The 25,680-nt window shown below is 62.6% G+C and carries 21 protein-coding genes and 1 pseudogene; 19 read left to right on the forward strand and 3 right to left on the reverse strand.

The features are described 5' to 3' along the window. The first annotated feature begins 2 nt into the window (after positions 1-2). Positions 3-599 carry a DUF924 family protein gene (locus V5F23_RS01790; RefSeq protein WP_042730857.1) on the forward strand — a complete coding sequence of 199 codons (597 nt, stop codon included), beginning with the start codon at positions 3-5 and terminating at the stop codon, positions 597-599. A gap of 123 nt (positions 600-722) precedes the next feature. On the opposite strand, the gene V5F23_RS01795 is transcribed toward V5F23_RS01790, so the two are convergent. Then, the gene (locus V5F23_RS01795; RefSeq protein ID WP_199925083.1) at positions 723-2,615 is read right to left on the reverse strand and encodes a methyl-accepting chemotaxis protein; all 1,893 of its coding nucleotides are present in this window, start codon (positions 2,613-2,615) and stop codon (positions 723-725) included. 283 nt (positions 2,616-2,898) lie between these two features. On the opposite strand from V5F23_RS01795, the gene V5F23_RS01800 reads away from it, so the two are divergent. Next, positions 2,899-3,153, forward strand: coding sequence for a lipoprotein (locus V5F23_RS01800; RefSeq protein WP_042730859.1), 255 nt, complete (start codon positions 2,899-2,901; stop codon positions 3,151-3,153). A 48-nt stretch (positions 3,154-3,201) separates the two neighbouring features. Next, entirely contained in the window at positions 3,202-3,771 is a 570-nt protein-coding gene (locus tag V5F23_RS01805) for a lipocalin family protein (protein ID WP_042730860.1), read from the forward strand. A 120-nt stretch (positions 3,772-3,891) separates the two neighbouring features. On the opposite strand, the gene V5F23_RS01810 is transcribed toward V5F23_RS01805, so the two are convergent. After that, positions 3,892-5,256, reverse strand: coding sequence for a formimidoylglutamate deiminase (locus V5F23_RS01810; RefSeq protein WP_338497396.1), 1,365 nt, complete (start codon positions 5,254-5,256; stop codon positions 3,892-3,894). 143 nt (positions 5,257-5,399) lie between these two features. On the opposite strand from V5F23_RS01810, the gene hutC reads away from it, so the two are divergent. The 16 genes and pseudogenes from hutC to mdoH all read left to right on the forward strand — a co-directional run bounded on the left by hutC (position 5,400) and on the right by mdoH (position 25,127). Then, complete coding sequence (gene hutC / locus V5F23_RS01815) at positions 5,400-6,110, forward strand: histidine utilization repressor (protein ID WP_172679745.1); 711 nt, start codon at positions 5,400-5,402, stop codon at positions 6,108-6,110. Beyond that, positions 6,107-6,676, forward strand: a complete 570-nt coding sequence (locus tag V5F23_RS01820; RefSeq protein ID WP_338497398.1) for a HutD family protein — start codon at positions 6,107-6,109, stop codon at positions 6,674-6,676. The genes hutC and V5F23_RS01820 overlap by 4 nt, the downstream gene beginning before the upstream one ends. 438 nt (positions 6,677-7,114) lie before the next feature. Then, on the forward strand, positions 7,115-8,803 hold the full coding sequence (hutU, locus tag V5F23_RS01825) for a urocanate hydratase (RefSeq protein ID WP_042732200.1): 1,689 nt from the start codon (positions 7,115-7,117) through the stop codon (positions 8,801-8,803). A 12-nt stretch (positions 8,804-8,815) separates the two neighbouring features. Beyond that, positions 8,816-8,905 (forward strand): annotated as a pseudogene (locus V5F23_RS01830) (metal ABC transporter ATP-binding protein); the annotation flags it as partial. A 46-nt stretch (positions 8,906-8,951) separates the two neighbouring features. Beyond that, positions 8,952-10,418 (forward strand): cytosine permease, encoded by a 1,467-nt coding sequence (locus V5F23_RS01835; RefSeq protein ID WP_042732199.1) that lies wholly within the window; start codon positions 8,952-8,954, stop codon positions 10,416-10,418. 70 nt (positions 10,419-10,488) lie between these two features. Further along, a complete protein-coding gene (locus V5F23_RS01840; protein ID WP_053148595.1) occupies positions 10,489-11,457 on the forward strand; it encodes an ABC transporter substrate-binding protein in 969 nt (322 codons plus the stop codon). Positions 11,458-11,528: 71 nt separating this feature from the next. Continuing rightward, positions 11,529-12,380, forward strand: a complete 852-nt coding sequence (locus tag V5F23_RS01845; protein ID WP_042732197.1) for a proline/glycine betaine ABC transporter permease — start codon at positions 11,529-11,531, stop codon at positions 12,378-12,380. Beyond that, positions 12,377-13,207: a glycine betaine/L-proline ABC transporter ATP-binding protein gene (locus V5F23_RS01850; RefSeq protein ID WP_052497403.1), complete on the forward strand. Its 831-nt coding sequence runs from the start codon at positions 12,377-12,379 to the stop codon at positions 13,205-13,207. Before V5F23_RS01845 ends, V5F23_RS01850 begins: the two co-directional genes overlap by 4 nt. Positions 13,208-13,407: 200 nt before the next feature. Further along, positions 13,408-14,931 (forward strand): histidine ammonia-lyase, encoded by a 1,524-nt coding sequence (gene hutH, locus V5F23_RS01855; RefSeq protein ID WP_338497403.1) that lies wholly within the window; start codon positions 13,408-13,410, stop codon positions 14,929-14,931. 126 nt (positions 14,932-15,057) lie between these two features. After that, positions 15,058-16,590 (forward strand): histidine ammonia-lyase, encoded by a 1,533-nt coding sequence (hutH, locus tag V5F23_RS01860; protein WP_042732475.1) that lies wholly within the window; start codon positions 15,058-15,060, stop codon positions 16,588-16,590. Positions 16,591-16,797: 207 nt separating this feature from the next. Further along, on the forward strand, positions 16,798-18,000 hold the full coding sequence (gene hutI, locus V5F23_RS01865) for an imidazolonepropionase (protein WP_042732474.1): 1,203 nt from the start codon (positions 16,798-16,800) through the stop codon (positions 17,998-18,000). An 11-nt stretch (positions 18,001-18,011) separates the two neighbouring features. Next, the gene (gene hutG, locus V5F23_RS01870) at positions 18,012-18,815 is read left to right on the forward strand and encodes an N-formylglutamate deformylase (RefSeq protein WP_338474152.1); all 804 of its coding nucleotides are present in this window, start codon (positions 18,012-18,014) and stop codon (positions 18,813-18,815) included. 252 nt (positions 18,816-19,067) lie between these two features. After that, positions 19,068-20,039 (forward strand): prolyl aminopeptidase, encoded by a 972-nt coding sequence (gene pip, locus V5F23_RS01875; RefSeq protein ID WP_042732670.1) that lies wholly within the window; start codon positions 19,068-19,070, stop codon positions 20,037-20,039. Then, the gene (gene dtd, locus V5F23_RS01880; protein ID WP_047736147.1) at positions 20,036-20,473 is read left to right on the forward strand and encodes a D-aminoacyl-tRNA deacylase; all 438 of its coding nucleotides are present in this window, start codon (positions 20,036-20,038) and stop codon (positions 20,471-20,473) included. The genes pip and dtd overlap by 4 nt, the downstream gene beginning before the upstream one ends. Before the next feature lie 351 nt (positions 20,474-20,824). Then, positions 20,825-22,564, forward strand: coding sequence for a glucan biosynthesis protein G (locus V5F23_RS01885; protein WP_244868258.1), 1,740 nt, complete (start codon positions 20,825-20,827; stop codon positions 22,562-22,564). Next, the gene (mdoH, locus tag V5F23_RS01890; RefSeq protein ID WP_212803296.1) at positions 22,557-25,127 is read left to right on the forward strand and encodes a glucans biosynthesis glucosyltransferase MdoH; all 2,571 of its coding nucleotides are present in this window, start codon (positions 22,557-22,559) and stop codon (positions 25,125-25,127) included. Before V5F23_RS01885 ends, mdoH begins: the two co-directional genes overlap by 8 nt. Before the next feature lie 335 nt (positions 25,128-25,462). Here mdoH and V5F23_RS01895 read toward each other — a convergent pair whose 3' ends face one another. Further along, on the reverse strand, positions 25,463-25,645 hold the full coding sequence (locus tag V5F23_RS01895; RefSeq protein ID WP_338497409.1) for a hypothetical protein: 183 nt from the start codon (positions 25,643-25,645) through the stop codon (positions 25,463-25,465). Positions 25,646-25,680 lie beyond the last annotated feature (35 nt).

Consider the following 25,680-nt stretch of genomic DNA (forward strand, 5'->3'; position numbering starts at 1 on the left):
TCATGGCCGAGCCTTGGCAGCCGTTACTCGATTGGTGGTTTGGTTCAGCCCAGACGCCGGACGAAATAGCGGCTGACAAGGGCAAGCTGTGGTTTGGCAAAGGCCATGATCGCCAGGCGCAAGAGCGCTTCGGCGATCAGGTCGAGCAGGCACTGGCCGGCGGATTGGTCGACTGGGCGCAACGCCCGGAAGGTTGGCTGGCCCTGGTACTGCTACTGGATCAACTCCCGCGGATGATCTATCGCGACACCCCTAAAAGCTTTTCCGGCGATCTGCGTGCCCAAGCACTGGTAGCCCAAGGCCTGGCGGCGGGGTTCGACCGACAACTCAAGTCGATCCAGCGCGTATTCATCTATCTCGTACTCGAACACTGCGAAAACCTCGCGGTGCAGAACGAAGCCGTGTCACGGTTTATCGACCTGGTTCGAGAACAGCCTGAAGCGCAGCGGGCGGTGTTTGAAGACAACCTGGATTATGCCGAGCGGCACCAGAGGATCATTGCCCGGTTTGGACGGTTTCCCCATCGCAATGGGGTGTTGGGAAGAGAATCTACGGCTGAGGAAGTGGCGTTTCTGAAAGAGCCGGGGTCAAAATTCTGATTTTGCGGTGAGGCGGATGCCGCCTTCGCGAGCAAGCCCGTTCCTACAACTGATTGCGTTTCCTCTGACGGAACACGGTCAACTGTGGGAGCGGGCTTGCTCGCGAAAGGGCCCGCAAGAGCGCTAGATCCGGAAACTGCCCACCAACTGCTTGAGCCGCGCCGCCTGCTGTTCGAGGTCGGTGCAGGCCCGCAACGTGGCTTGCAGGTTTTCCACGCCTTCCTGGTTCAGCGTATTGATCTCGGAAATGTCGACGTTGATCGACTCCACCACCGCGGTCTGTTCTTCGGTGGCGGTGGCGACGGACTGGTTCATGCCGTCGATTTCACCGATACGCTGGGTCACGCTGCCCAGGCGTTCGCCGGCCTGGTTGGCGATGCCGACGCTGCTTTCGCTCTGGCGCTGGCTGTCGGTCATGGTCAGCACCGCCTCGCGCGCGCCGACTTGCAGTTCTTCGATCATCTTCTGGACTTGCTGCGCCGAGTCCTGGGTGCGGTGAGCCAGGTTGCGCACTTCGTCGGCCACCACTGCAAAGCCTCGACCGGCTTCTCCGGCCCGGGCGGCCTCGATGGCGGCGTTCAGGGCCAGCAGGTTGGTTTGCTGGGAAATGCTGGTGATCACCTCGAGGATTTGGCCGATGTTCACTGTGTTGCTGTTCAGGGTCTCGATGTTGCCGCACGAATCGCTGATCTTGGCGGACAACTGCTGCATGGCGGTGATGGTCTTGTCCACCACATGCTGGCCTTCTTCAGCCAGGTTGCGCGCGTCGCTGGAATGCTGCGAAGCGAGCGCGGCGTTCTGGGCGATTTCCTGGGCGGCGGCGCCGAGCTGGTTGATGGCCGCGGCGACGCTGCTGGTGCGCGAAGCCTGCTGGTCGGAGTTGAACATCGAGGAATTGGACGCACTGACCACGCGCAGGGCAACTTCGTTGACCTGGCCGGTGGCCGACGCCACTTCGCGGATCGAGGTATGGATGCGCTCGACGAAACGGTTGAACGACACGCCCAGTGCACCGAATTCATCGTGGCCGTGGATGGTCAGGCGCCGGGTCAGGTCGCCTTCGCCTTCGGCGATGTCATGCATGGCGCGACCCATGGTCAGCAGCGGTTGCATCAACACACGGATCAGCATGCCCAGCAGGGCGATGATGAACACCACGGCGATGGCCATGGCGATCAGCGCCGAGGTGCGGAACTCACTGAGCATCGCCAGGGCGGTGTCCTTGTCCAGTACCAGCGCCACGTACCAGTCTGCGCCCGGCACGCCATTGACGCGGGTGAAGGAGATGAACTGGGTCTTGCCGTCGAGTTCGACCTCCTTCATGCCGGGGCTGACTTGCGGTGCACCGTTAGGGTAGGCCTCGGCCAGGGTCTTGAGTACACGCTTGCTGTCCGGGTGGATCAGGATCTTGCCTTCGGCGCTGACGATGAACGCATGACCGTGGCCGCCGAAGTTCAGCGAGTTGATGATGGCGCTGACGCTGGACAGGTCGATGTCCGCCCCGGCCACGCCGATCATCTGGTTCTGGCGCTGCACCGGAGTGGCGACGGTGATCACCAGCTTGCCCGACGAGGCGGCGATGTAGGGTTCGGTGACGATGGTCTGCTGGGCGCTGTTGGCGGCCTTGTACCAGCCACGGGCGCGAGGGTCGTAGTCGGCGGGACGGTTGCCGGCCGGGACCGAGAACATCACGCCGTCGGTGCCGCCGAAATAGCTGAGCTGGAAGTTGCCCGTGTAGGCCGGCAGGTCGACGGCGCGCTTGAGGCTGGCGGCGCTGTTGCCGTCGATGGCTATCTGCTGGGCCAGCGATTGCAGCAACTGGATGCGTCCTTCGACCCAGGTCTGGATGTTGCGACTGGTCAGGCTGCCGAGTTCCTGCATGGTGGTTTCGGTGCTGCTGTTCAGGCTCTGGCGCTGACGGTAGTCGTTGAACAGGATGAAACAGGCGAATGCAACGGCTACCACGAGGGCGGCAGCCAGCAGGATTTTGTGGCTGAATTTCATGTTTCTGGTCATTAAGAGCGCTACCGCAGAGGAGCTGGTCAGGAAGGGAGGCAATTTGCCATAACGCAGGGCTTTGCGCTGCTCTTTTTATCGGCCGGCGGGCGCTAAGGATCAGCGCCCGGTGCCGCGATCCCGACGAAATGGCCAACACCGTCACAAACTGATTGATTTACCGACGAAACGGCGCATCCGAGGCCAATAAATACTGGGGTTGTCGGGGAACCAGAAGAGGGTTTTCTCTTCTAAGGTTCTGGTTGGCACCCTAGCCACCCCCTTCCGTTCCAGGAGTTACACCATGTCACTGCGCTCTATCGCCCTGTTGTTCGTGTGCGTCGTATTGACGGCATGCAGCAAGGTCAACCAGGAAAACTATTCGAAGCTGTCAGCCGGCATGCCCAAGGCCGAAGTCGAAGCGTTGCTGGGGAAACCGACCGATTGCTCGGGCGCGCTTGGCATGTCCAGTTGCACCTGGGGCGACCAGAAAAGCTTTATCAGCGTGCAGTACGCCGGTGACAAAGTGTTGATGTTTTCCGGCCAAGGCCTGAAGTAAACCGGGGCTAGTGGCCTGTGTCGGCCGCTAGGTGCCTGCGGGAGAAAAATAATGCGGTTATTGTTAGTACTTTTAGCCGGTCTGGTTTTGGCTGGCTGTGCCACTTCTGGCGAAGACCCGTTGGCGCCCAAGACTGTCCACAGCGTCAACCTCAAGCGTTACCAAGGGACCTGGTACGAGTTGGCCCGCCTGCCGATGTATTTCCAGCGCAACTGTGCGCAATCCGAAGCCCATTACACCCTCAAGCCTGACGGCAACGTGGGCGTGCTCAATCGCTGCCTGACCTCGGACTGGCAGTGGGAAGAAGCCCGTGGCACCGCCACGCCGCAGGTGCAGGGCAAGACCGACAAGCTCTGGGTCCAATTCGACAACTGGTTCTCGCGGATCGTGCCGGGCGTGGCGAAAGGGCAGTATTGGGTGTTGTACGTCAGCGACGACTACAAGACCGCCATCGTCGGCGACCCGAGCCGCCGCTACATGTGGTTGCTGTCCCGCACACCCACCGTCAACAGCGTCGTGCGCGAAGAGCTGCTGAGCAAGGCGCGCCAGCAGGGCTATGACACGACACGGTTGATCTGGCGAGCGTCGGATCGGCAGATGGCCAAGACGTCGGATTAACTGCTTCCGAATAGCCAATGTGGGAGCGGGCTTGCTCGCGAAGGCGGTGTATCAGTCAACGGTTATGTCGACTGATACACCGCCTTCGCGAGCAAGCCCGCTCCCACATGTTTATCCGTGTCAGCCCAGCAGGTCGCGTAACACCTGGGTAAACGCCTGGGCGCTGTCCTCTTGGGCGGCGTGACGACCGTCGCGCACCACCCATTTCCCGCCCACCATTACATCGCGAACCTGGCGATCCCCGCCGGCAAACAGCCACCGATTGAGGATCCCGTCGCCCTGCGCGGTGGCGAGATACGGGTCCTGGCCATCGAGTACCAGCCAGTCGGCACGCTTGCCGACTTCGAGGGCGCCGATCGGTTGCCCCAGCGCCTCGGCGCCGCCTTCCAGCGCGGCATCGAACAAAGTCCGCCCGACCATCGGCTGATCCGTCCGATACAAGCGGTTGCGCCGTTGATCCCGCAGGCGCTGGCCATATTCCAGCCAACGCAGTTCTTCCACCACGCTCAATGACACATGGCTGTCGGAACCGATGCCCAGCCGGCCGCCCTGGGCGAGGAAGTCCACGGCCGGAAAAATCCCGTCGCCCAGGTTGGCCTCGGTGGTCAGGCACAGGCCGGCAATCGCCTGGCTCCTGGCCATGAGGCTGACCTCGTGGGCGTTGGCGTGGGTGGCATGGACCAGGCACCAACGCCGGTCCACCTCGACGTTTTCGTACAGCCATTGCAATGGCCGGGCGCCGCTCCAGCTCAGGCAGTCGTCGACTTCCTTCTGCTGCTCGGCGATGTGGATATGCACCGGGCACTGGCGATCGCTCGCCGCCAGCACGTCGCGGATCTGCTCAGGTGTCACCGCACGCAGGGAGTGGAAGCACAAACCCAGGGCCTGGGTGGGTTGCCCGGCCAGGATCGGCTGCAAGCGTGACTGGAGTTTGAGGTAGTTCTCGGTACTGTTGATGAAGCGCCGCTGCCCGTCATTGGGCGCCTGGCCGCCGAAACCGGAATGGCTGTAGAGCACCGGCAACAACGTCAGGCCGATCCCGGCATCGCTGGCGGCCTGGCTGATGCGCAAGGCCAGTTCCGCCGGGTCGGCGTAAGGCGTGCCGTCGGTATCGTGGTGCACATAATGGAATTCGGCGACCGAGGTGTAGCCGGCCTTGAGCATTTCGATATACAGCTGCCGGGCGATGATGCCGAGCTGGTCGGGGCTGATTTTTCCGACGAGCCGGTACATCAGGTCGCGCCATGTCCAGAAACTGTCGTTGGGGTTGCCCGCCACTTCCGCCAGGCCGGCCATGGCGCGCTGGAACGCATGGGAGTGCAGGTTCGGCATGCCCGGCAGCAGCGGCCCCGCCAGGCGTTCGGCGCCGTCTGCGTGGGAATCGGCCTGGATATGGGTCAGCACGCCTGCCGCGTTGACCTCAAGGCGTACATCGTTGGCCCATCCACTAGGCAGCAGCGCGCGTTCGGCAAAGAAGGCGGACATGGTTCAACCTCATCGTGCGTAATTTGTATATACATATACAGACGTTTGCCTGGCCGGTAAACTCCGGCAAGCTAGCCTTCTTATTTGCAGAACAGGGAACCGCCGTGCCGACTCCGCCTGCCAAACCGCCGCTGGCCGCAACCATGGGTGACAGCCCGGCGCCCTTGTATGCCCGCGTGAAACAGATGATCACCCAGCAGATCGACAGTGGAAACTGGCCGCCGCACTACCGCGTGCCGTCGGAAAGCGAGCTGGTCAGCCAGTTGGGTTTCAGCCGCATGACCATCAACCGGGCCTTGCGGGAGATGACCGCCGACGGCCTGTTGGTGCGCATGCAGGGCGTCGGCACGTTCGTGGCCGAACCCAAGAGCCAGTCTGCCTTGTTCGAAGTGCACAACATCGCCGACGAGATCGCCTCCCGTGGGCATCGCCACACCTGCAAGGTCATCACCCTGGAAGAAGAGGCCGCCGGTTCCGAGCGGGCCCTGGCGCTGGACATGCGTGAAGGCCAGAAGGTGTTCCATTCGTTGATCGTGCATTTCGAAAACGATATCCCCGTGCAAATCGAGGACCGTTTCGTCAACGCGCTGGTGGCGCCGGAATACCTCAAGCAGGACTTCACCCTGCAAACGCCCTACGCCTACCTGAACCAGGTCGCGCCGCTGACTGAAGGCGAGCACGTGGTCGAGGCGATTCTCGCCGAGCCGAATGAGTGCAAGTTGCTGCAGATCGAAAAGGGCGAGCCGTGCCTGTTGATCCGCCGTCGTACCTGGTCGGGGCGTCAGCCGGTGACCGCGGCACGGCTGATTCATCCCGGTTCCCGTCACAGTCTGGAAGGGCGGTTTCATAAGTGAGCGACTTGAAGATCCTGCGCGCGGCGGATTATCCGCGCATGCCGTGGAAGAACGGCGGTGGCAGCACCGAGGAAATCACCCGCGATGCCGGCACCGGCCTGGAAGGTTTCGGCTGGCGCCTCTCGATTGCCGATATTGGCGAGTCTGGCGGTTTTTCCACGTTCGCCGGTTACGAGCGGATTATCAGTGTCTTGCAGGGTGACGGCATGACGCTGAGCGTCGATGGCCAGGCCACGCGGCCACTGCGGCCGCTGGATCCCTTTGCGTTCAGTGGCGAGAGCCATGTGCATTGCACCTTGCTCGGCGGGCCGATTCGCGACTTCAACCTGATCTACGCGCCACAGCGTTACCGCGCACGGCTGCAATGGCTGGGCGGCCAGCAACGGTTTTTCAGCGAGGCGCAGACGCTGCTGATATTCAGTGCGGCCCCGGGGCTGACGCTCAAAGTGGGCGAAACCACTGCGGGCCTGGGTCTTTACGACTGTTTGCAACTGAGCGGTAACACTGGGCTGATGGATGTCACTGTCCACGGCCAATGCTGCGTGATTGAGCTGACAGCTCACTGACATATCTTGCGACAGGGCTTTGGTGGCGAGGGAGCTTGCTCCCGCTGGGGCGCGTAGCGGCCCTGTTTTTTTTGGGTCTGCTGCGCAGCCCAGCGGGAGCAAGCTCCCTCGCCACAAAAAGCGTGTCTTCTGTGTGCACCAACTTGTTACCGAATGCCCCAGCGTGGCGCAATACCATGCCTGTATACCCACTGCTTTCCCGCCTGAAAACGCCCGGCCGAAAATTTAATCTGCCTTGGCAGCCCTTCAAATTCGCGCTTCCCAGCCATTTCTCAAAAGATTCCTGAACAGGCCCTGGATAAGTTGGCCGCTTGATTGCATATGCTTGTACATACAAGTAAAGACGTATGCGTATGAGTGACGACATTCAACGCGACGTTCGCAAAATCGCTGCCCGCTGCCGGGCTGGTCTGGATTGATCGCTGAGGAGTTTTTGCTGTGACCGACGCTACCCGCAAACCTGAAAAATACCGTGACGTTGAAATTCGCGCCCCTCGCGGTAACACGCTGACCGCCAAGAGCTGGCTGACCGAAGCGCCGCTGCGCATGCTGATGAACAACCTCGACCCGCAAGTGGCCGAGAACCCCAAGGAACTGGTGGTCTACGGTGGCATCGGCCGCGCGGCACGCAACTGGGAGTGCTACGACAAGATCGTCGAAAGCCTCACCCATCTGAATGACGACGAAACCCTGCTGGTGCAGTCCGGCAAGCCAGTGGGCGTGTTCAAGACCCACAGCAATGCCCCGCGCGTACTGATCGCCAACTCCAACCTCGTGCCGCACTGGGCCACCTGGGAACACTTCAACGAACTCGACGCCAAGGGTCTGGCGATGTACGGCCAGATGACCGCTGGCAGCTGGATCTACATCGGCAGCCAGGGCATCGTGCAAGGCACCTACGAAACCTTCGTCGAAGCCGGTCGCCAGCATTACGACGCCAACCTCAAGGGCCGCTGGGTCCTGACCGCCGGCCTGGGCGGCATGGGCGGCGCGCAGCCGTTGGCCGCGACCTTGGCCGGTGCCTGCTCGCTGAACATCGAGTGCCAGCAGGTGAGTATCGATTTCCGTCTCAAGACCCGCTACGTCGACGAGCAGGCCACCGACCTCGACGACGCCCTGGCCCGTATCGAGAAATACACCGCCGAAGGCAAGGCGATTTCCATTGCGCTGTGTGGGAACGCGGCTGAAATCCTGCCGGAATTGGTCCGTCGCGGAGTGCGCCCCGACATGGTCACCGACCAGACCAGCGCCCACGACCCGCTCAACGGTTACCTGCCGGCCGGCTGGACCTGGGACGAATACCGCGCCCGTGCCAAGACCGAACCTGCCGCCGTGGTGAAAGCCGCCAAGCAATCGATGGCCGTCCACGTCAAAGCCATGCTGGCCTTCCAGAAAATGGGCGTGCCGACCTTCGACTACGGCAACAACATCCGCCAGATGGCCCAGGAAGAAGGTGTCGAGAATGCCTTCGACTTCCCCGGTTTCGTCCCGGCCTATATCCGTCCGCTGTTCTGCCGCGGCATCGGCCCGTTCCGTTGGGCGGCGCTGTCGGGTGACCCGCAAGACATCTACAAGACCGACGCCAAGGTCAAGGAACTGATCCCTGACGACGCCCACCTGCACAACTGGCTGGACATGGCGCGCGAGCGCATCAGCTTCCAGGGTCTGCCGGCGCGTATCTGCTGGGTCGGCCTGGGTCAGCGCGCCAAGTTGGGCCTGGCGTTCAACGAAATGGTGCGCAGCGGTGAGCTGTCCGCGCCGATCGTGATTGGCCGCGACCACCTGGACTCCGGTTCCGTGTCCAGCCCCAACCGCGAAACCGAATCCATGCAGGACGGCTCCGACGCTGTCTCCGACTGGCCGCTGCTCAATGCGTTGCTCAACACCGCCAGCGGCGCGACCTGGGTATCGCTGCACCACGGTGGCGGTGTGGGCATGGGCTTCTCCCAGCATTCGGGCATGGTGATTGTCTGCGACGGCACCGATGAAGCCGCCGAGCGTATCGCCCGCGTGCTGCACAACGACCCGGGCACCGGCGTGATGCGTCATGCCGACGCCGGTTACCAGATCGCGATCGATTGCGCCAAGGAGCAGGGGCTGAATCTGCCGATGATTACCGGCAAGTAACGCAGGCTCCCTGTGGGAGCGGGCTTGCTCGCGAAGGCGTCATCAGATTCGACACCGGCATCGGCTGATACACCGCTATCGCGAGCAAACTCGCTCCCACAGGAAGCAGGCTCCACAGGATCTCAGAACAATCCACAGAGGTTGAACCATGGCCACCAGCAGCACAGGTGCAAGCAGCAAGCCGTTGATCGAGAAACGCTCGATCGACTACATCCCGGAAGCGGAGAGGCATGGTCGATTGTTGAGCCAGTTCACCCTCTGGATGGGGGCCAACCTGCAAATCACGGCGATTGTCACCGGTGCCTTGGCGGTGGTGCTGGGCGGTGATGTGTTCTGGTCGTTGATCGGGCTGCTGATCGGCCAACTGCTGGGCGGTGGCGTCATGGCGTTGCATGCCGCGCAAGGTCCCAGGCTCGGCCTGCCGCAGATGATCTCCAGCCGGGTGCAGTTCGGCGTCTATGGCGCTGCCATCCCGATCGTGCTGGTGTGCCTGATGTACCTGGGTTTCACCGCAACCGGAACCGTGCTGTCCGGCCAGGCGCTGGGCCAGTTGTTTGGCGTCAGCGACAGTGTCGGCATCCTCATTTTCGCCAGTGTCATCGTGCTGGTCACGGTGCTGGGCTATCGGGTGATCCATTTCATCGGCCGTGTCGCCAGCGTGATTGGCGTGATTGCCTTTGTGTACCTGTTCGCTCGCCTGATCAGCCAGGTGGACGTGGGTGCACTCTTGCAAATCCGTCATTTCAGCTGGAGCAGCTTCCTGCTGGCGGTGTCGCTCGCGGCGTCCTGGCAGATCGCCTTCGGCCCCTACGTGGCCGACTATTCGCGCTACCTGCCGAGCAAGACGTCCTCGGTGAAAACCTTTTTCGCCGCGGGCGCCGGCTCGGTCATCGGCGCGCAGGTGGCGATGATCCTCGGCGTGTTTGCCGCCGCTTCGGCCAACGGGCAGTTCGCGGGTCACGAAGTGGCCTACATCGTGGGCCTGGGCGGTGCTGGCGCCACGGCTGCGCTGCTGTACTTCAGCATCGCGTTCGGCAAGGTCACCATTTCCACGCTGAACTCCTACGGCAGCTTCATGTGCATCGCGACCATCATCAGCGGCTTTCGTGGCCACCTGAACGTAACGCGCTTGCAGCGCCTGGTTTTCGTGCTGGTCATCGTCGGCGCCGCGACCCTGATCGCGTTGCTCGGCCAGCACTCGTTCCTGGGTGCCTTCAAGTCGTTCATCCTGTTCTTGCTGGCGTTCTTCACGCCTTGGAGCGCGATCAACCTGGTGGACTACTACTGCATCACGCGCGAGCGCTATGACGTGCCGGCGCTGGCTGATCCAAACGGTCGCTACGGTCGCTGGAACGCCTTGGGTATCAGCGTCTATGCCTTGGGTGTACTGGTCCAGTTGCCGTTCATTTCTACCAAGTTCTTTACCGGCCCGCTGGTGGCCGCGATGGGGGGCGTGGACATCTCGTGGATCATCGGCCTGGTGGTCCCGGCGGCGCTGTACTACGTCCTCGCCAAGCGGTGGCACAGCGCAGTACCCGATCAATTGATCCTGCCGGTCGAGCAGGACGCGGTTGACGCACAACCGAGCAGGGCGGGCCGCGTTCACGCGGCCTGATGGGACGTTGACAGGGCTGGATGCCTCTTGACTGCCGTAAGCCAACTCAAATGATTAGGAGCGTCACACAATGAAATCGAACAAGACCCTGCTGACCACGTTGCTTTCCATGGGCCTGCTGGCCAGTGCCGGCGCCACGCAAGCGGCGGGTTGGTGCGAGTCGGGCAAACCGGTGAAGTTCGCCGGCCTGAACTGGGAAAGCGGCATGCTGCTGACCGACGTCCTGCAAGTGGTGTTGGAAAAAGGCTACGGCTGCAAGACCGACAGCCTGCCGGGTAACTCCATCACCATGGAAAACGCCCTGAGCAGCAACGACATCCAGGTGTTTGCCGAAGAGTGGGTCGGCCGCAGCGAGGTCTGGAACAAGGCCGAGAAGGCCGGCAAGGTGGTCGGCGTCGGGGCGCCGGTGGTGGGCGCCATCGAGGGTTGGTACGTGCCGCGCTACGTGGTGGAAGGCGATGCCAAGCGCAAGCTCGAAGCCAAGGCACCGGGCCTGAAGAACATTGCCGACCTGGGCCAGTACGCCGCCGTGTTCAAGGACCCGGAAGAACCGTCCAAGGGCCGCTTCTACAATTGCCCGGCCGGTTGGACCTGCGAGCTGGACAACAGCGAAATGCTGAAAAGCTATGGCCTGGAAAATACCTACACCAACTTCCGCCCTGGTACCGGCCCGGCGCTGGATGCCGCCGTGCTGTCGAGCTACAAGCGTGGCGAGCCGATCCTGTTCTACTACTGGTCGCCCACGCCGCTGATGGGCCAGGTGGACCTGGTAAAACTGGAAGAAAAACCGGGCGTGGACAAGAGCGTGAGCATCAAGGTCGGCCTGTCCAAGACGTTCCACGACGAGGCACCGGAACTGGTCGCGGTACTGGAAAAGGTCAACCTGCCCATCGATATCCTGAACCAGAACCTGGGGCGCATGGCCAAAGAGCGGATCGAGTCGCCAAAACTGGCGAAGATCTTCCTGAAGGAACATCCTGAAGTCTGGCACGCCTGGGTCAGTGAAGACGCTGCCAAGAAAATCGACGCGGCTCTGTAGGTCGAATTCTTCCCGGCCAACCATAGGGCTGGCCGGGACGTTCACCGCATCCCTTTGATCGAGAGTCTCTTATGTTTCCCGAAAGCTTTACCTTTTCCATCGCCGACTGGGTCAACGGTTGGGTCGATTCGCTGGTGACCAACTATGGCGATGTGTTCCGGCACATCTCCGACACGTTGCTGTGGGCCATCGTCAACCTCGAAGGCCTGCTGCGCCTGGCGCCGTGGTGGATGATGCTGGCCATCGTCGGTGGCATTGCCTGGCACGCCACGCGCAAGGTCGTGGCCACGGCGGTGATCGTCGGCCTGTTGTTCCTGGTGGGCGCGGTGGGCCTGTGGGACAAACTGATGCAGACCCTCGCGTTGATGCTGGTCGCGACGCTGATCTCGGTGTTGATCGGCATTCCGCTGGGCATCCTCTCGGCGCGCAGCAACCGCCTGCGCTCGGTGCTGATGCCGTTGCTGGACATCATGCAGACCATGCCCAGCTTCGTGTACCTGATTCCGGTGTTGATGCTGTTCGGCCTGGGCAAGGTCCCGGCGATCTTCGCCACGGTGATCTATGCCGCGCCGCCCCTGATTCGCCTGACAGACCTGGGCATCCGCCAGGTGGACGGCGAAGTGATGGAAGCCATCAATGCCTTCGGCGCCAACCGCTGGCAACAGCTGTTCGGCGTGCAACTGCCCCTGGCCCTGCCGAGCATCATGGCCGGGATCAACCAGACCACCATGATGGCCCTGTCGATGGTGGTCATCGCCTCGATGATCGGTGCCCGTGGCTTGGGCGAAGACGTGCTGGTGGGCATCCAGACCCTCAACGTCGGACGCGGCCTGGAAGCCGGCCTGGCCATCGTGATTCTCGCCGTGGTCATCGACCGCATTACCCAGGCCTATGGTCGCCCTCGGCATGAGGTGAGCAAATGAACAACACCGCCATCAGCAAAATCGAAGTCAAGAACGTCTTCAAGATCTTCGGCAATCGCCCCAAGGACGCCCTGGACCTGATCCGCCAGAACAAGACCAAGGACCAAGTGCTGGCCGAAACCGGTTGCGTGGTCGGGGTTAACGACCTGTCGCTGAGCATCGGCACCGGCGAAATCTTCGTGATCATGGGCCTGTCCGGCTCGGGCAAGTCCACCCTGGTGCGCCATTTCAACCGGCTGATCGACCCCACCAGCGGCGCGATCCTGGTGGACGGCGAGGACATCCTGCAACTGGACATGGACGCCCTGCGCGAATTTCGCCGGCACAAGATCAGCATGGTGTTCCAGAGCTTCGGCCTGCTGCCCCACAAGAGCGTGCTGGACAACGTCGCCTACGGCTTGAAGGTGCGCGGCGAAAGCAAGCAAGTCTGTACCGAGCGGGCGCTGCACTGGATCAACACCGTGGGCCTGAAGGGCTACGAGAACAAATACCCGCACCAGCTCTCCGGCGGCATGCGCCAGCGCGTGGGCCTGGCCCGAGCGTTGGCGGCGGACACCGACATTATCCTGATGGACGAGGCCTTCAGCGCCCTTGACCCGCTGATCCGCGCGGAAATGCAGGACCAGTTGCTGGAGCTGCAAAAGACCCTGCACAAGACCATCGTGTTCATCACCCACGACCTCGACGAAGCCGTGCGCATCGGCAACCGCATCGCGATCCTCAAGGACGGCAAGCTGATCCAGGTCGGCACGCCGCGAGAGATCCTGCACTCGCCGGCGGATGAGTATGTCGATCGGTTCGTGCAGCGCCGGGCGGCGGTGGTTTGAGGCTGTGCACTGATTTGCAGGTTGGTGTTGTTGTGGCGAGGGGATTTATCCCCGCTGGGCTGCGTAGCAGCCCCGACTATCTGTAACTCAGTTGTATCAGGTTGACTTCATTGCTTGGTTTGGGGCTGCTACGCAGCCCAGCGGGGATAAATCCCCTCGCCACAAATGTTATTGGCAACTTTATGTGTATGAGGCTTTAGATGTCCCAGGCTGAAAAAATCATCATCGCCGATGCCCCCCTGCGTTGGCAGGACGTGGTCGCCGTCGCTCGTTTCGGCGCTCCGCTCGAGCTGTCGGCCCAGGCCTGGGCGCGGATCGAAAATGCCCAGGCCATCGTGCAGCGCATCGTCGAAAGCGGCGAGCGCGCCTATGGCGTCAACACCGGCCTGGGGGCCTTGTGCAATGTCTCGCTCAAGGACGAACAACTCAGCCAGCTGTCGCGCAACACCTTGCTCAGCCATGCCTGTGGCGTCGGCGCGCCGCTGGCCGATGAGCAGGCGCGGGCGATTCTCTGCGCCGCCATCCTCAACTACAGCCAGGGCAAGTCCGGTATTCATCGCCGGGTGGTCGAAGCGTTGCTGGCGTTGCTCAATCGCGGCATCACCCCGCAAGTGCCGTCTCAGGGGTCGGTGGGTTACCTGACCCACATGGCCCACATCAGCATTGCCCTGCTGGGTGTTGGGCAGGTCAGCTACCGCGGGCAAATCGTTCCGGCGCAACAGGCCCTGGCTGCCGAAGGCCTGCAACCGGTGCAACTGGGGGCCAAGGACGGTTTGTGCCTGGTCAACGGCACGCCATGCATGACCGGCTTGAGTTGCCTGGCCCTGGCCGATGCGACGCGCCTGGTGCAATGGGCCGATGTCGTCGGCGCCATGAGCTTCGAGGCCCAGCGCGGACAGATTGCCGCGTTCGACGCCGAGATCATCGCCCTCAAGCCGCACCCCGGCATGCAGCAGGTCGGGGCCAATTTGCGCGCCTTGCTCGACGGCAGCGAAGTGATTGCCTCGAGCCTGGGCATTCGCACCCAGGATGCCTTGAGCATCCGCTCGATCCCCCAGGTGCACGGGGCCGCTCGCGACCAGTTGGCGCATGCCCGGCAGCAGATCGAAACCGAACTCAACGCGGTCACCGATAACCCGCTGTTGCTGGGTACGCCGGAAAACTTCCGGGTCATGTCCCAGGCCAACCCCCACGGCCAATCGGTGGCCTTGGCGGCGGACCTGCTGGCGATTGCCATGGCGGAAATCGGCTCCATCGCCGAGCGCCGCCTCGACCGCTTGATCAACCCACACGTCAGCGGCCTGCCGGCGTTCCTGGTGGCCAACCCCGGCGTGAACTCGGGGATGATGATCGTGCAGTACGTCGCCGCCTCTTTGTGTGCGCAGAACCGTCAGTTGGCGCAACCGACAGTACTCGATAACTACGTGACCTCGGGTTTGCAGGAAGATCACCTGAGCATGGGCACCAACGCGGCCTTGAAGCTGCACGGCGTATTGGAAAACTGCACCCAGATCCTTGCCATCGAGTACCTGCTGGCGGCCCAGGCCTTCGAATTTCTCAAGGGGCAACGCTTCGGCGCCGGCACCGGCGTTGCCTGGCAACTGCTGCGTGAACGGGTTCCGCCCTACGATCAGGACCGCTGGTTGGCGCCCGACATCGCCAGTGCCGCCGCGTTGCTGAAGGACCCCTACGTGCTGCATGACGCGTTACCGAATCTGAATTGAACACAACCGCCAGCGTGCCAAGGCACCTCTTGCCCACAAGGCATCGCCCACAAAGCGAAGGTGACGGATAACGGAACATTCCGGAGCGACTGGCGGATACATAAAAACTCTCAAAAGGAGCAGGAAATGACAGCGTTGAACTTGATCCCCGGCCAACTGAGCCTGGCTCAATTGCGTGACATCTATCAGCAGCCGGTGACACTGAGCCTCGACGCCAGTGCTTCGGCGCAAATCGAAGCCAGCGTGGCGTGCGTGGAGCAGATCCTCGCCGAGAACCGCACCGCCTACGGCATCAACACCGGTTTCGGCCTGCTGGCCTCGACCCGCATTGCCAGCGAAGATCTGGAAAACCTGCAGCGCTCGCTGGTGCTGTCCCATGCCGCCGGTGTGGGCGAGCCGATCAGCGATGCGCTGGTGCGGTTGATCATGGTGCTCAAGGTCAACAGCCTGAGCCGGGGTTTTTCCGGCATTCGCCGGCAGGTGATCGATGCGCTGATCGCGCTGGTCAATGCCCAGGTGTATCCGCACATCCCGCTCAAGGGTTCGGTCGGGGCTTCCGGTGACCTGGCGCCGCTGGCTCATATGTCCCTGGTGCTGCTGGGCGAAGGTAAGGCCCGTTATAAAGGCGAATGGCTGCCGGCCGTCGAGGCCTTGAAAGTTGCCGGTCTCGCACCGCTGACCCTGGCCGCGAAAGAAGGCCTGGCGCTGCTCAATGGCACTCAGGTGTCCACCGCGTTCGCCCTGCGTGGCCTGTTCGAAGGCGAAGACCTGTTCGCCGGCGCCCTGGCCCTGGGCAGCCTGACCGTGGAAGCGGTGCTCGGTTCGCGCTCGCCGTTCGATGCCCGCATTCATGCCGCCCGTGGCCAGAAAGGCCAGATCGACGCCGCCGCGGCCTACCGCGACTTGCTGGGCGAGCGCAGCGAAATCTCCGCCTCGCACCAGAACTGCGACAAGGTCCAGGACCCATACTCCCTGCGCTGCCAACCGCAAGTGATGGGCGCGTGCCTGACCCAGTTCCGCCAGGCCGCCGAGGTGCTGGTGATCGAAGCCAACGCCGTGTCGGACAACCCGCTGGTGTTCGCCGCCGAAGGTGACGTGATTTCCGGCGGCAACTTCCACGCCGAACCGGTGGCCATGGCCGCCGACAACATGGCCCTGGCGATCGCGGAAATCGGCTCGCTCAGCGAGCGCCGCATTTCGCTGATGATGGACAAGCACATGTCGCAGTTGCCGCCGTTCCTGGTGGGCAATGGCGGGGTCAACTCCGGCTTCATGATTGCCCAGGTCACCGCGGCGGCCCTGGCGAGCGAGAACAAGGCGCTGTCCCATCCTCATTCGGTGGACAGCCTGCCGACCTCGGCCAACCAGGAAGACCACGTTTCCATGGCCCCGGCCGCTGGCAAGCGTCTTTGGGAGATGGCTGAGAACACCCGCGGGATTCTCGCGGTGGAATGGCTGGCGGCGTGCCAGGGCCTGGACCTGCGCGGCGGCCTGAAGACCTCGCCGAAGCTGGAGCAGGCCCGTGGCCTGCTGCGTGCAGAAGTGCCGTTTTATGAGAAGGACCGGTTCTTTGCGCCGGACATCAATGCCGCCAGTGAACTGTTGGCGAGTCGTTGCCTGAACGAGTTGGTCACGGCGCAGTTGTTGCCGAGCCTGTAAGGACACCATCGCGAGCAAGCACACATGATGTTGATCCTACTCGATACCTGTGGGAGCGGGCTTGCTCGCGAAAGCGCAGGATCAGCTTGCATCAATGTCGAATGTGCCGCCGTCTTCGCGAGCAAGCCCGCTCCCACAGGTTCTGTGCAGTCCTTGTGGGAGCGAGCCTGCTCGCGAATCGATCTTGAATAATTCGAGGAAACCGGGATGAAAACCCTCTGGCAAAACTGCCACGCCGCGACCATGGCCCAGGGCGTCTACGCGATCATCGAAGACGCCGCCATCGTCACCCAGGGCGAACACATTCATTGGATCGGCCCGCGCGCAGAACTGCCGGCCGGCGACTATCCGGCGGTCAACGACCTCAAGGGCGCCTGGGTCACGCCGGGACTGATCGACTGCCACACCCACACGGTGTTCGGCGGCAACCGCAGCGGTGAGTTCGAGCAGCGCCTGCAAGGGGTCAGCTACGCCGACATCGCCGCGGCCGGTGGTGGCATCGCCAGCACCGTGCGCGCGACCCGCGCCGCCAGCGAAGAGGAACTGTTCGCCAGCGCCGCCAAGCGCCTGAAGAGCCTGCTGCGCGACGGCGTGACCACGGTGGAAATCAAGTCCGGTTACGGCCTGGACCTGGCCAGCGAGCGCAAGATCCTGCGGGTCATTCGTCGCCTGGGCGCCGAGTTGCCGGTGAGCGTGCGCAGCACCTGCCTGGCGGCCCATGCCTTGCCACCGGAATACAAAGATCGCGCCGATGACTACATCGAGCACATCTGCACCGTCATGCTCCCGGCCCTGGCGGCCGAGGGGCTGGTGGATGCGGTGGATGCCTTTTGCGAGTACCTGGCGTTTTCCCCGGCGCAGGTAGAGCGGGTGTTCATTACCGCGCAACAACTGGGGCTGCCGGTGAAGCTGCATGCCGAGCAGTTGTCGTCGTTGCACGGTTCGAGCCTGGCGGCCCGTTACCAGGCGCTGTCGGCCGATCACCTGGAGTTCATGACCGAGGACGACGCCATCGCCATGGCCGAATCCGGCACGGTAGCGGTGTTGTTGCCGGGGGCGTTCTATTTCCTGCGTGAAACCCAACTGCCGCCGATGGATGCCCTGCGCCGGCACGGCGTGAAGATCGCCGTGGCCAGCGATCTCAACCCTGGCACCTCGCCGGCGCTGTCGGTGCGCCTGATGTTGAACATGGCCTGCACCTGCTTTCGGATGACCCCGGAAGAAGCCCTGGCCGGCGTGACGATTCACGCCGCCCAGGCCTTGGGCATGGCCCGGACCCACGGTTCGCTGGAAGCCGGCAAGGTGGCCGACTTCGTCGCCTGGCACATCGATCGCCCGGCCGACCTGTCGTACTGGCTCGGGGGCGAACTGGAAAAACGCGTCGTGCGTCACGGCGTTGAAATCGATTGAGGAGAACGCTTGTGGAAAAGGTCCTGAATTTCACCCAGGGGCGCGTGCCGCTGTTGATCAGCATGCCCCACGCGGGCTTGCGCCTGACGCCGGCGGTGGAGGCCGGGTTGATCGCCGAGGCCCGGAGCCTGCCGGACACCGACTGGCACATCCCCAGGCTCTACGACTTTGCCGCCGAACTGGGCGCCAGCACCCTGGCTGGCGAGTATTCGCGTTTTGTCATCGACCTGAACCGTCCCGCCGACGACAAGCCGATGTACGTTGGCGCCACCACGGGGCTGTACCCGGCGACGCTGTTCGATGGCGTGCCGTTGTTCCGTGAAGGGCAGGAACCGTCCGCCGAGGAGCGGGCCCGGTACCTGGAGCAGGTCTGGATGCCTTATCACCAGGCCTTGCAACAGGAGCTGGCGCGGCTCAAGGCCGAGTTCGGCTACGCGTTGCTGTTCGACGCCCACTCGATCCGCTCGGTGATCCCGCACCTGTTCGACGGCAAGCTGCCGGACTTCAACCTCGGCACCTTCAACGGCGCCAGTTGCGACCCGAGGCTGGCCAGCCAGCTCGAAGCCATCTGCGCTCGTCATGACGCGTTCACCCACGTGCTCAACGGGCGCTTCAAGGGCGGGCACATCACCCGGCACTACGGTAACCCGGCCGAAAACATCCACGCCGTGCAACTGGAACTGTGCCAGAGCACCTACATGGAAGAGTTCGAGCCGTTCAGCTATCGGGCCGACCTCGCGGCGCCGACCCGGGTGGTCATCCGGGAGTTGCTCGAGGGCCTACTGGCTTGGGGGCGGGAGACTTATAAAAAATAAAGGTTATCGCGCTGCCTGTGTGGCGAGGGGATTCATCCCCGTTGGACTGCGCAGCAGTCCCAAATGGTGGGTGCGGCTCGTGCATTGTCGGGGCCGCTTCGCGACCCAGCGGGGATGAATCCCCTCGCCACAAGGTTCTCTATTGTTTGGGGCAGGGGGCATGCTCATTAAGGTCATTCGGGTTTATGATGCCGGACGGCAGACTAAATAGAAGTCCCCACAGGGATGACTCGACCCCTTACGGAGCGCGCAATGCAGACTTTGTACCCGCAGATCAAACCCCATGCCCGGCACGATCTGGCTGTCGATGAAACCCACACGCTCTATGTCGATGAAAGCGGCTCTGCCGAAGGCCTGCCGGTGGTGTTCATTCACGGTGGCCCGGGTGCCGGCTGCGATGCCCAGAGTCGTCGCTATTTCGACCCGAACCTGTACCGCATCGTCACCTTCGACCAGCGTGGCTGCGGGCGCTCCACGCCCCATGCCAGCTTGGAAAACAACACCACCTGGGACCTGGTCGAAGACCTCGAGCGCATTCGCAAGCACCTGGGCATCGAGAAGTGGGTGCTGTTCGGCGGCTCCTGGGGCTCGACGCTGGCCCTGGCCTACGCCCAGACGCATCCGGAGCGGGTCCATGGCCTGATCCTGCGTGGGATCTTCCTGTGCCGCCCGCAGGAAATCGAGTGGTTCTACCAGGCCGGTGCCAGTCGCCTGTTCCCCGACTACTGGCAGGACTACATCGCGCCGATCCCGCTGGACGAGCGCGACGACCTGCTGGGCGCCTTCCACAAGCGCCTGACCGGTAACGACCAGATCGCCCAGATGCACGCCGCCAAGGCCTGGTCCATCTGGGAGGGTCGTACCGCGACCCTGCGCCCGAACCCGTTGGTGGTCGATCGCTTCTCCGAGCCGCAACGCGCGCTGTCGATCGCCCGGATCGAATGCCACTACTTCACCAACAACGCCTTCCTGGAGCCCAACCAGTTGATCCGCGACATGGGCAAGATCGCGCATTTGCCGGGCGTGATCGTGCACGGTCGCTACGACGTCATCTGCCCGCTGGACAACGCCTGGGAACTGCACCAGAACTGGCCCAACAGCGAACTGCAGGTGATCCGCGATGCCGGGCACGCCGCTTCGGAGCCGGGCATTACCGATGCGCTGGTGCGCGCCGCCGGGCAGATGGCCCGGCGCCTGCTCGACCTGCCGCCCGAAGAAGCATGAAGGGGCTGTTGCAACGGGTTCGCGGCGCTCGGGTCGAAGTCGCCGGCGAGGTGGTAGGTGCCGTGGACCAAGGCTTGCTCGTGCTGGTGGCGGTCGAGCCTGAAGATACCCAGGCCAGTGCCGACAAACTGCTGCATAAGCTGCTTAACTATCGGGTGTTCAGTGACGCCGACGGCAAGATGAACCTGTCCTTGGCCGACGTGGGAGGTGGTTTGCTGCTGGTGTCGCAGTTCACGCTGGCGGCGGACACCAAGAGCGGTTTGCGCCCGAGCTTCTCGACGGCCGCGCCTCCCGCCCAGGGGGAAGCACTGTTCAAGTATCTGGTCACGCAGGCGAAACAGGTGCATGGCACTGTGGCATCAGGTAGATTCGGCGCCGACATGCAGGTCCATCTGGTCAACGATGGTCCGGTAACGTTCCTGTTACAGGTCTGAAAGCGTTTGAAACATCTTTTCAGGCCTTTTTCCAGGAAAAACTAGGAGTTTTCTCGATAAATACTTTGTTGCCCCTGATGCGTTGTCACGCGGCCTACTAGATAATCGCGCGCTACGGGGGACCGGCATTCGCTGGTCCATTTGACTTAGGTAGAGACTTGTCCTGGACCGTTTGGGGAATCATTTTCTTCCATCGGAGTCGGAACAATGCTCGCCAACTTGGCAGGAGTGGTCCGCGAGGTCGGTTTTTTCAAAGCCGATACCCAGCAGATACTTTATCTGGCCGTTGGTTTTTTGATCTGTTTTCGGCGAGGGTTGCTCGTGATTGTTAGTCCCTGTAATGCACCAAAAATGTCTGCCAAACGGTTTAGAAACGCTCTGGTAGCGGGCTCGGCCCTGTTGTGCCTGTTCGGCGCGGGCCAACTGTGGGCATTCAGCCTGGATGATGTATCGGCGAAGGCTCAAGAACTGGCCGGGCAAAAATATGAAGCCCCGCGCAGCAATCTGCCGAACGAATTCCGCGAAATGAAATTCGCTGACTATCAAAAAATCCGTTTCCGCACCGAAAAAGCCGAATGGGCCGACCAGAAGACGCCGTTCCGGCTGTCGTTCTATCACCAGGGCATGCATTTCGACACGCCGGTGAAAATCAACGAAATCACCGCCACGAACGTCGAAGAGATCAAATACGATCCTTCGCGCTTCGATTTCGGCGATGTCAAATTCGATCCAAAGGCCACCGAGCAGTTGGGCTATGCGGGTTTCCGCGTGCTGTACCCGATCAACAAGGCCGACAAGCAAGACGAAATCATGACCATGCTGGGCGCGAGCTACTTCCGCGTCATCGGCAAGGGCCAGGTCTATGGCTTGTCCGCCCGTGGCATGGCCATCGACACGGCACTGCCTTCCGGTGAAGAATTCCCGCGCTTTCGCGAGTTCTGGATCCAGCGCCCGAAACCGACCGACAAGCACCTGGTGATCTTTGCCCTGCTGGATTCGCCACGGGCCACGGGTGCCTACCGCCTGACCCTGCGTCCGGGCACCGACACCGTGGTCGACGTGAAGTCGCGCATGTTCCTGCGTGATCGCGTGACCAAGCTGGGCGTTGCCCCGTTGACCAGCATGTACCTGTTCGGCGCCAACCAGCCGTCCAAGGTGCTCAACTACCGTCGCGAGCTGCACGACTCCAGCGGCCTGTCGATCCATGCCGGCAACGGCGAGTGGATCTGGCGTCCGCTGAACAACCCGAAACACCTGGCCGTGAGCAATTTCTCGGTGGAGAACCCACGCGGTTTCGGCCTGTTGCAACGTGGCCGCGATTTCAGCCACTACGAAGACCTGGATGACCGCTACGACAAGCGTCCAAGTGCCTGGATCGAGCCGAAAGGCGATTGGGGCAAGGGCACTGTCGACCTGGTGGAAATCCCCACCGCCGACGAAACCAACGACAACATCGTTGCGTTCTGGAGCCCGGAAAAACTGCCTGAGCCCGGCCAACCGCTGGACTTCAGCTACCGCCTGCACTGGACCCTCGACGAAGCCAGCCTGCATTCGCCGGACAGCGCCTGGGTCAAGCAGACCCTGCGTTCCACCGGTGACGTGAAGCAATCCAACCTGATCCGCCAGCCGGATGGCAGCGTGGCCTACCTGGTGGATTTCGAAGGTCCTTCGTTGCAGGCCCTGCCGGAAGACGCCGAGGTGCGTAGCCAGGTCAGCGTCGGCGACAACGCCGAGATCGTCGAGAACAGCGTGCGTTACAACCCGGAAACCAAGGGCTGGCGCCTGACCCTGCGCATGAAGATCAAGGACGCCAAGCAGGCCACCGAGATGCGCGCAGCGCTGGTACGTCCGTTGACGCCTGTCGAGGCGCCGGCCGCGGCGCACACCGTCACCACGACGCTGGCCAAGGCTGACAAGGTCGCCAGGCAGCAGAGCGAAAAAGAAACCGCCAAGGAAAAAGGGCAGGAGGAAACCAAGGCCGTCAAGTCTGCTTCCGCTGCCGTTGAAGCGACCCCAACCCCGCAGGAACCGGAAGCGACTGAACAAGTCCTGACCGAGACCTGGAGCTATCAGTTGCCAGCCGATGAGTAATACGCCAGTCAAGCCAGAGTCACTCAGCGAGTACCTGGCTCATTTGCCCATGACCGACGAGCAGCGCGCCGAACTGGCGGGCTGCAAGTCCTTCAGCGAACTGCACGAGCGCCTTTCGTCGTCGACGTTCGACGCCCCTGAAGAGGCGGCGCAGGCTTCGGTGGGTCGTCGCTTGACCCTGAGCACCGCCGAGGAGCTTGCCGACGCCGAAATGCTGGGGCTCGACGCCAGCGGCCGGGTGTGCCTCAAGGCGACGCCGCCGATTCGTCGGACCAAGGTCGTGCCGGAACCCTGGCGCACCAACATCCTGGTGCGCGGCTGGCGGCGCCTGACCGGCCGGACCAACCCGCCGAAGCCGCCCAAGGACGAGCGTGTGCTGCCACACGCCCGTTGGCGTACGGTGGGGTCGATCCGTCGTTATATCCTGCTGATCCTGATGCTCGGCCAGACCATCGTCGCCGGCTGGTACATGAAAGGCATCATGCCGTACCAGGGCTGGTCGTTGGTGGACCTGGACGAAGTCCTGCATCAACCGCTGTCCCAGACCGCTACGCAGGTGCTGCCGTATGCCCTGCAAACCAGCATCCTGATCCTGTTCGGGATCCTGTTCTGCTGGGTGTCGGCGGGTTTCTGGACCGCATTGATGGGCTTTCTTGAGCTGCTCACCGGCCACGACAAGTACCGTATCTCCGGTGCCAGTGCCGGCAACGAGCCGATTCCCAAGGACGCCCGCACCGCCCTGGTGATGCCGATCTGCAACGAAGACGTGCCGCGGGTTTTCGCCGGCTTGCGCGCGACCTTCGAGTCGGTGGCCGCCACCGGCGACCTGGACCGCTTCGACTTCTTCGTGCTCAGCGACAGTAACGAAACCGATATCTGTGTCGCCGAGCAGCAGGCCTGGCTGGACGTCTGCCGTGAAGCCGGGGGCTTCGGCAAGATTTTCTACCGTCGCCGTCGCCGTCGCGTGAAGCGCAAGAGCGGTAACCTCGACGACTTCTGCCGTCGCTGGGGCAGTGACTACAAGTACATGGTCGTGCTCGACGCCGACAGCGTCATGAGCGGCGAGTGCCTGACCAGCCTTGTGCGCCTGATGGAAGCGACGCCGGACGCCGGCATCATCCAGACCGCGCCGAAGGCCTCGGGCATGGACACGCTGTATGCGCGCATGCAGCAGTTCGCCACCCGGGTGTACGGTCCGCTGTTCACGGCCGGCCTGCACTTCTGGCAGCTGGGCGAATCCCACTACTGGGGCCATAATGCGATCATCCGCATGAAGCCGTTCATCGAGCACTGCGCCCTGGCGCCACTGCCCGGTAAAGGCGCGTTCGCCGGGGCGATCCTGTCCCACGACTTCGTCGAAGCCGCGTTGATGCGTCGTGCCGGCTGGGGCGTCTGGATTGCCTATGACCTGCCAGGCAGCTACGAAGAGTTGCCGCCGAACCTGCTGGACGAACTCAAGCGTGACCGTCGCTGGTGCCACGGCAACCTGATGAACTTCCGGCTGTTCCTGGTCAAGGGCATGCACCCGGTGCACCGTGCGGTGTTCCTGACCGGCGTGATGTCGTACCTGTCGGCGCCGCTGTGGTTCTTCTTCCTGGTGCTGTCCACCGCGCTGCTGGCGGTGAACACGCTGATGGAGCCGCAGTACTTCCTCGAACCGCGCCAGCTCTATCCGCTGTGGCCGCAGTGGCATCCGGACAAGGCCATCGCCCTGTTCTCGACCACCATCGTGCTGTTGTTCCTGCCCAAGCTGCTGAGCATCGTGCTGATCTGGGCCAAGGGCGCGAAAGAGTTTGGTGGCAAGTTCAAGGTGACCTTGTCGATGCTGCTGGAGATGCTGTTCTCCATGCTGCTGGCGCCGGTGCGGATGATCTTCCACACCCGTTTCGTGCTCGCCGCGTTCCTTGGCTGGGCCGCGACCTGGAACTCGCCCAAGCGTGACGACGATTCCACGCCGTGGAGCGAAGCGGTCAAGCGCCACGGCCCGCAAACCCTGCTGGGCTTCTTCTGGGCCTTGCTGGTGATCTGGCTGAACCCGAGCTTCCTGTGGTGGCTGGTGCCGATCGTCGGTTCGCTGATGCTGTCGATCCCGGTGTCGGTGATCTCCAGCCGCGTCGGCCTGGGCCTGAAGTCCCGTGACGAAAACCTGTTCCTGATCCCTGAGGAATACGCGCCGCCACAGGAACTGGTGTCGACTGACCAGTACACCCATGAAAACCGTTGGCACGCGCTGAACGACGGCTTCATCCGGGCGGTGGTCGATCCACAACAGAACGCCCTGGCCTATGCGCTGGCCACCTCGCGGCACGGCAAGGCCGAGCCGATCGAGTGGCTGCGAGTCGAACGCGTGCGCCATGCCCTCAAGGTCGGCCCGTCGGGGCTGAACAACGGCGAGCGCCTGGCACTGTTGAGCGACCCGGTGGCCCTGTCCCGCCTGCATCAGCAGGTTTGGAGCGAGGCTCATCCGGAGTGGCTGGCAGCGTGGCGTGCATCGGTGAAGGCCGATCCTCATGCGCCGTTGCTACCGCTTCAGCCGTTGAGCACGCAGCCTCAATTGGCCTGATCCGCAAAAAGCCCCGCTTCTGCAAAGATTCGGGGCTTTTTGTTGGTCTGGGTATTTGGGGGATATCCGTTGCTGCGGTTACGGCGGCTTGGGGTTCCGCCCTTACGGCGGCTTACTTTTGAAAAGCGCAAAAGTAAGCAAAACGCTCTTGCCCCACCACTGGGCACCTCGCTTAGGCGAGGTGTTCCCTCACTCCGGCATTGCTCCGTGGGCCCGCCGCGAAGGGCCATCCATGGCCCAGCGCGGCTAACCCGGCATCCATGCCGGGTTGCCCACTACGCAATGCCTGCGTTCGGCCCTTGTGGTTAATGGGGCGCTCAAGATCAAGATCAAGATCAAGATCCAAAGCCAAAGCCAAAGCCAAAGCCAAAGCCAAAGCCAAAGCCAAAGCCAAAGCCAAAGCCAAAGCCAAAGCCAAAGCCAACGGCAACGGCTTTGGTATGGAAACAGGCTGCCCGTGGCGAGGGAGCTTGCTCCCGCTGGGTGGCGCAGCCGCCCCTTTTTTTATTGACGTCCACTGCGCGGTCGAGCGGGAGCAAGCTGCTTCGCCACG

The organism is Pseudomonas sp. WP18 (assembly GCF_036689585.1).
GTDB classification, from domain to species: Bacteria; Pseudomonadota; Gammaproteobacteria; order Pseudomonadales; family Pseudomonadaceae; genus Aquipseudomonas; species Aquipseudomonas chlororaphis_E.

Excerpts from the sequence above, each read along its gene's own strand:
- hutC (WP_172679745.1), top strand. The coding sequence starts at position 5,400 with ATGGGTGACAGCCCGGCGCCCTTGTATGCCCGCGTGAAACAGATGATC.
- V5F23_RS01850 (WP_052497403.1), top strand. The coding sequence starts at position 12,377 with ATGAACAACACCGCCATCAGCAAAATCGAAGTCAAGAACGTCTTCAAG.
- hutH (WP_338497403.1), top strand. The coding sequence starts at position 13,408 with ATGTCCCAGGCTGAAAAAATCATCATCGCCGATGCCCCCCTGCGTTGG.
- V5F23_RS01810 (WP_338497396.1), bottom strand. The coding sequence starts at position 5,256 with ATGTCCGCCTTCTTTGCCGAACGCGCGCTGCTGCCTAGTGGATGGGCC.
- V5F23_RS01885 (WP_244868258.1), top strand. The coding sequence starts at position 20,825 with ATGTCTGCCAAACGGTTTAGAAACGCTCTGGTAGCGGGCTCGGCCCTG.
- V5F23_RS01835 (WP_042732199.1), top strand. The coding sequence starts at position 8,952 with ATGGCCACCAGCAGCACAGGTGCAAGCAGCAAGCCGTTGATCGAGAAA.
- hutH (WP_042732475.1), top strand. The coding sequence starts at position 15,058 with ATGACAGCGTTGAACTTGATCCCCGGCCAACTGAGCCTGGCTCAATTG.
- pip (WP_042732670.1), top strand. The coding sequence starts at position 19,068 with ATGCAGACTTTGTACCCGCAGATCAAACCCCATGCCCGGCACGATCTG.
- V5F23_RS01800 (WP_042730859.1), top strand. The coding sequence starts at position 2,899 with ATGTCACTGCGCTCTATCGCCCTGTTGTTCGTGTGCGTCGTATTGACG.
- V5F23_RS01840 (WP_053148595.1), top strand. The coding sequence starts at position 10,489 with ATGAAATCGAACAAGACCCTGCTGACCACGTTGCTTTCCATGGGCCTG.
- mdoH (WP_212803296.1), top strand. The coding sequence starts at position 22,557 with ATGAGTAATACGCCAGTCAAGCCAGAGTCACTCAGCGAGTACCTGGCT.
- V5F23_RS01790 (WP_042730857.1), top strand. The coding sequence starts at position 3 with ATGGCCGAGCCTTGGCAGCCGTTACTCGATTGGTGGTTTGGTTCAGCC.
- V5F23_RS01795 (WP_199925083.1), bottom strand. The coding sequence starts at position 2,615 with ATGACCAGAAACATGAAATTCAGCCACAAAATCCTGCTGGCTGCCGCC.
- hutI (WP_042732474.1), top strand. The coding sequence starts at position 16,798 with ATGAAAACCCTCTGGCAAAACTGCCACGCCGCGACCATGGCCCAGGGC.
- dtd (WP_047736147.1), top strand. The coding sequence starts at position 20,036 with ATGAAGGGGCTGTTGCAACGGGTTCGCGGCGCTCGGGTCGAAGTCGCC.
- V5F23_RS01845 (WP_042732197.1), top strand. The coding sequence starts at position 11,529 with ATGTTTCCCGAAAGCTTTACCTTTTCCATCGCCGACTGGGTCAACGGT.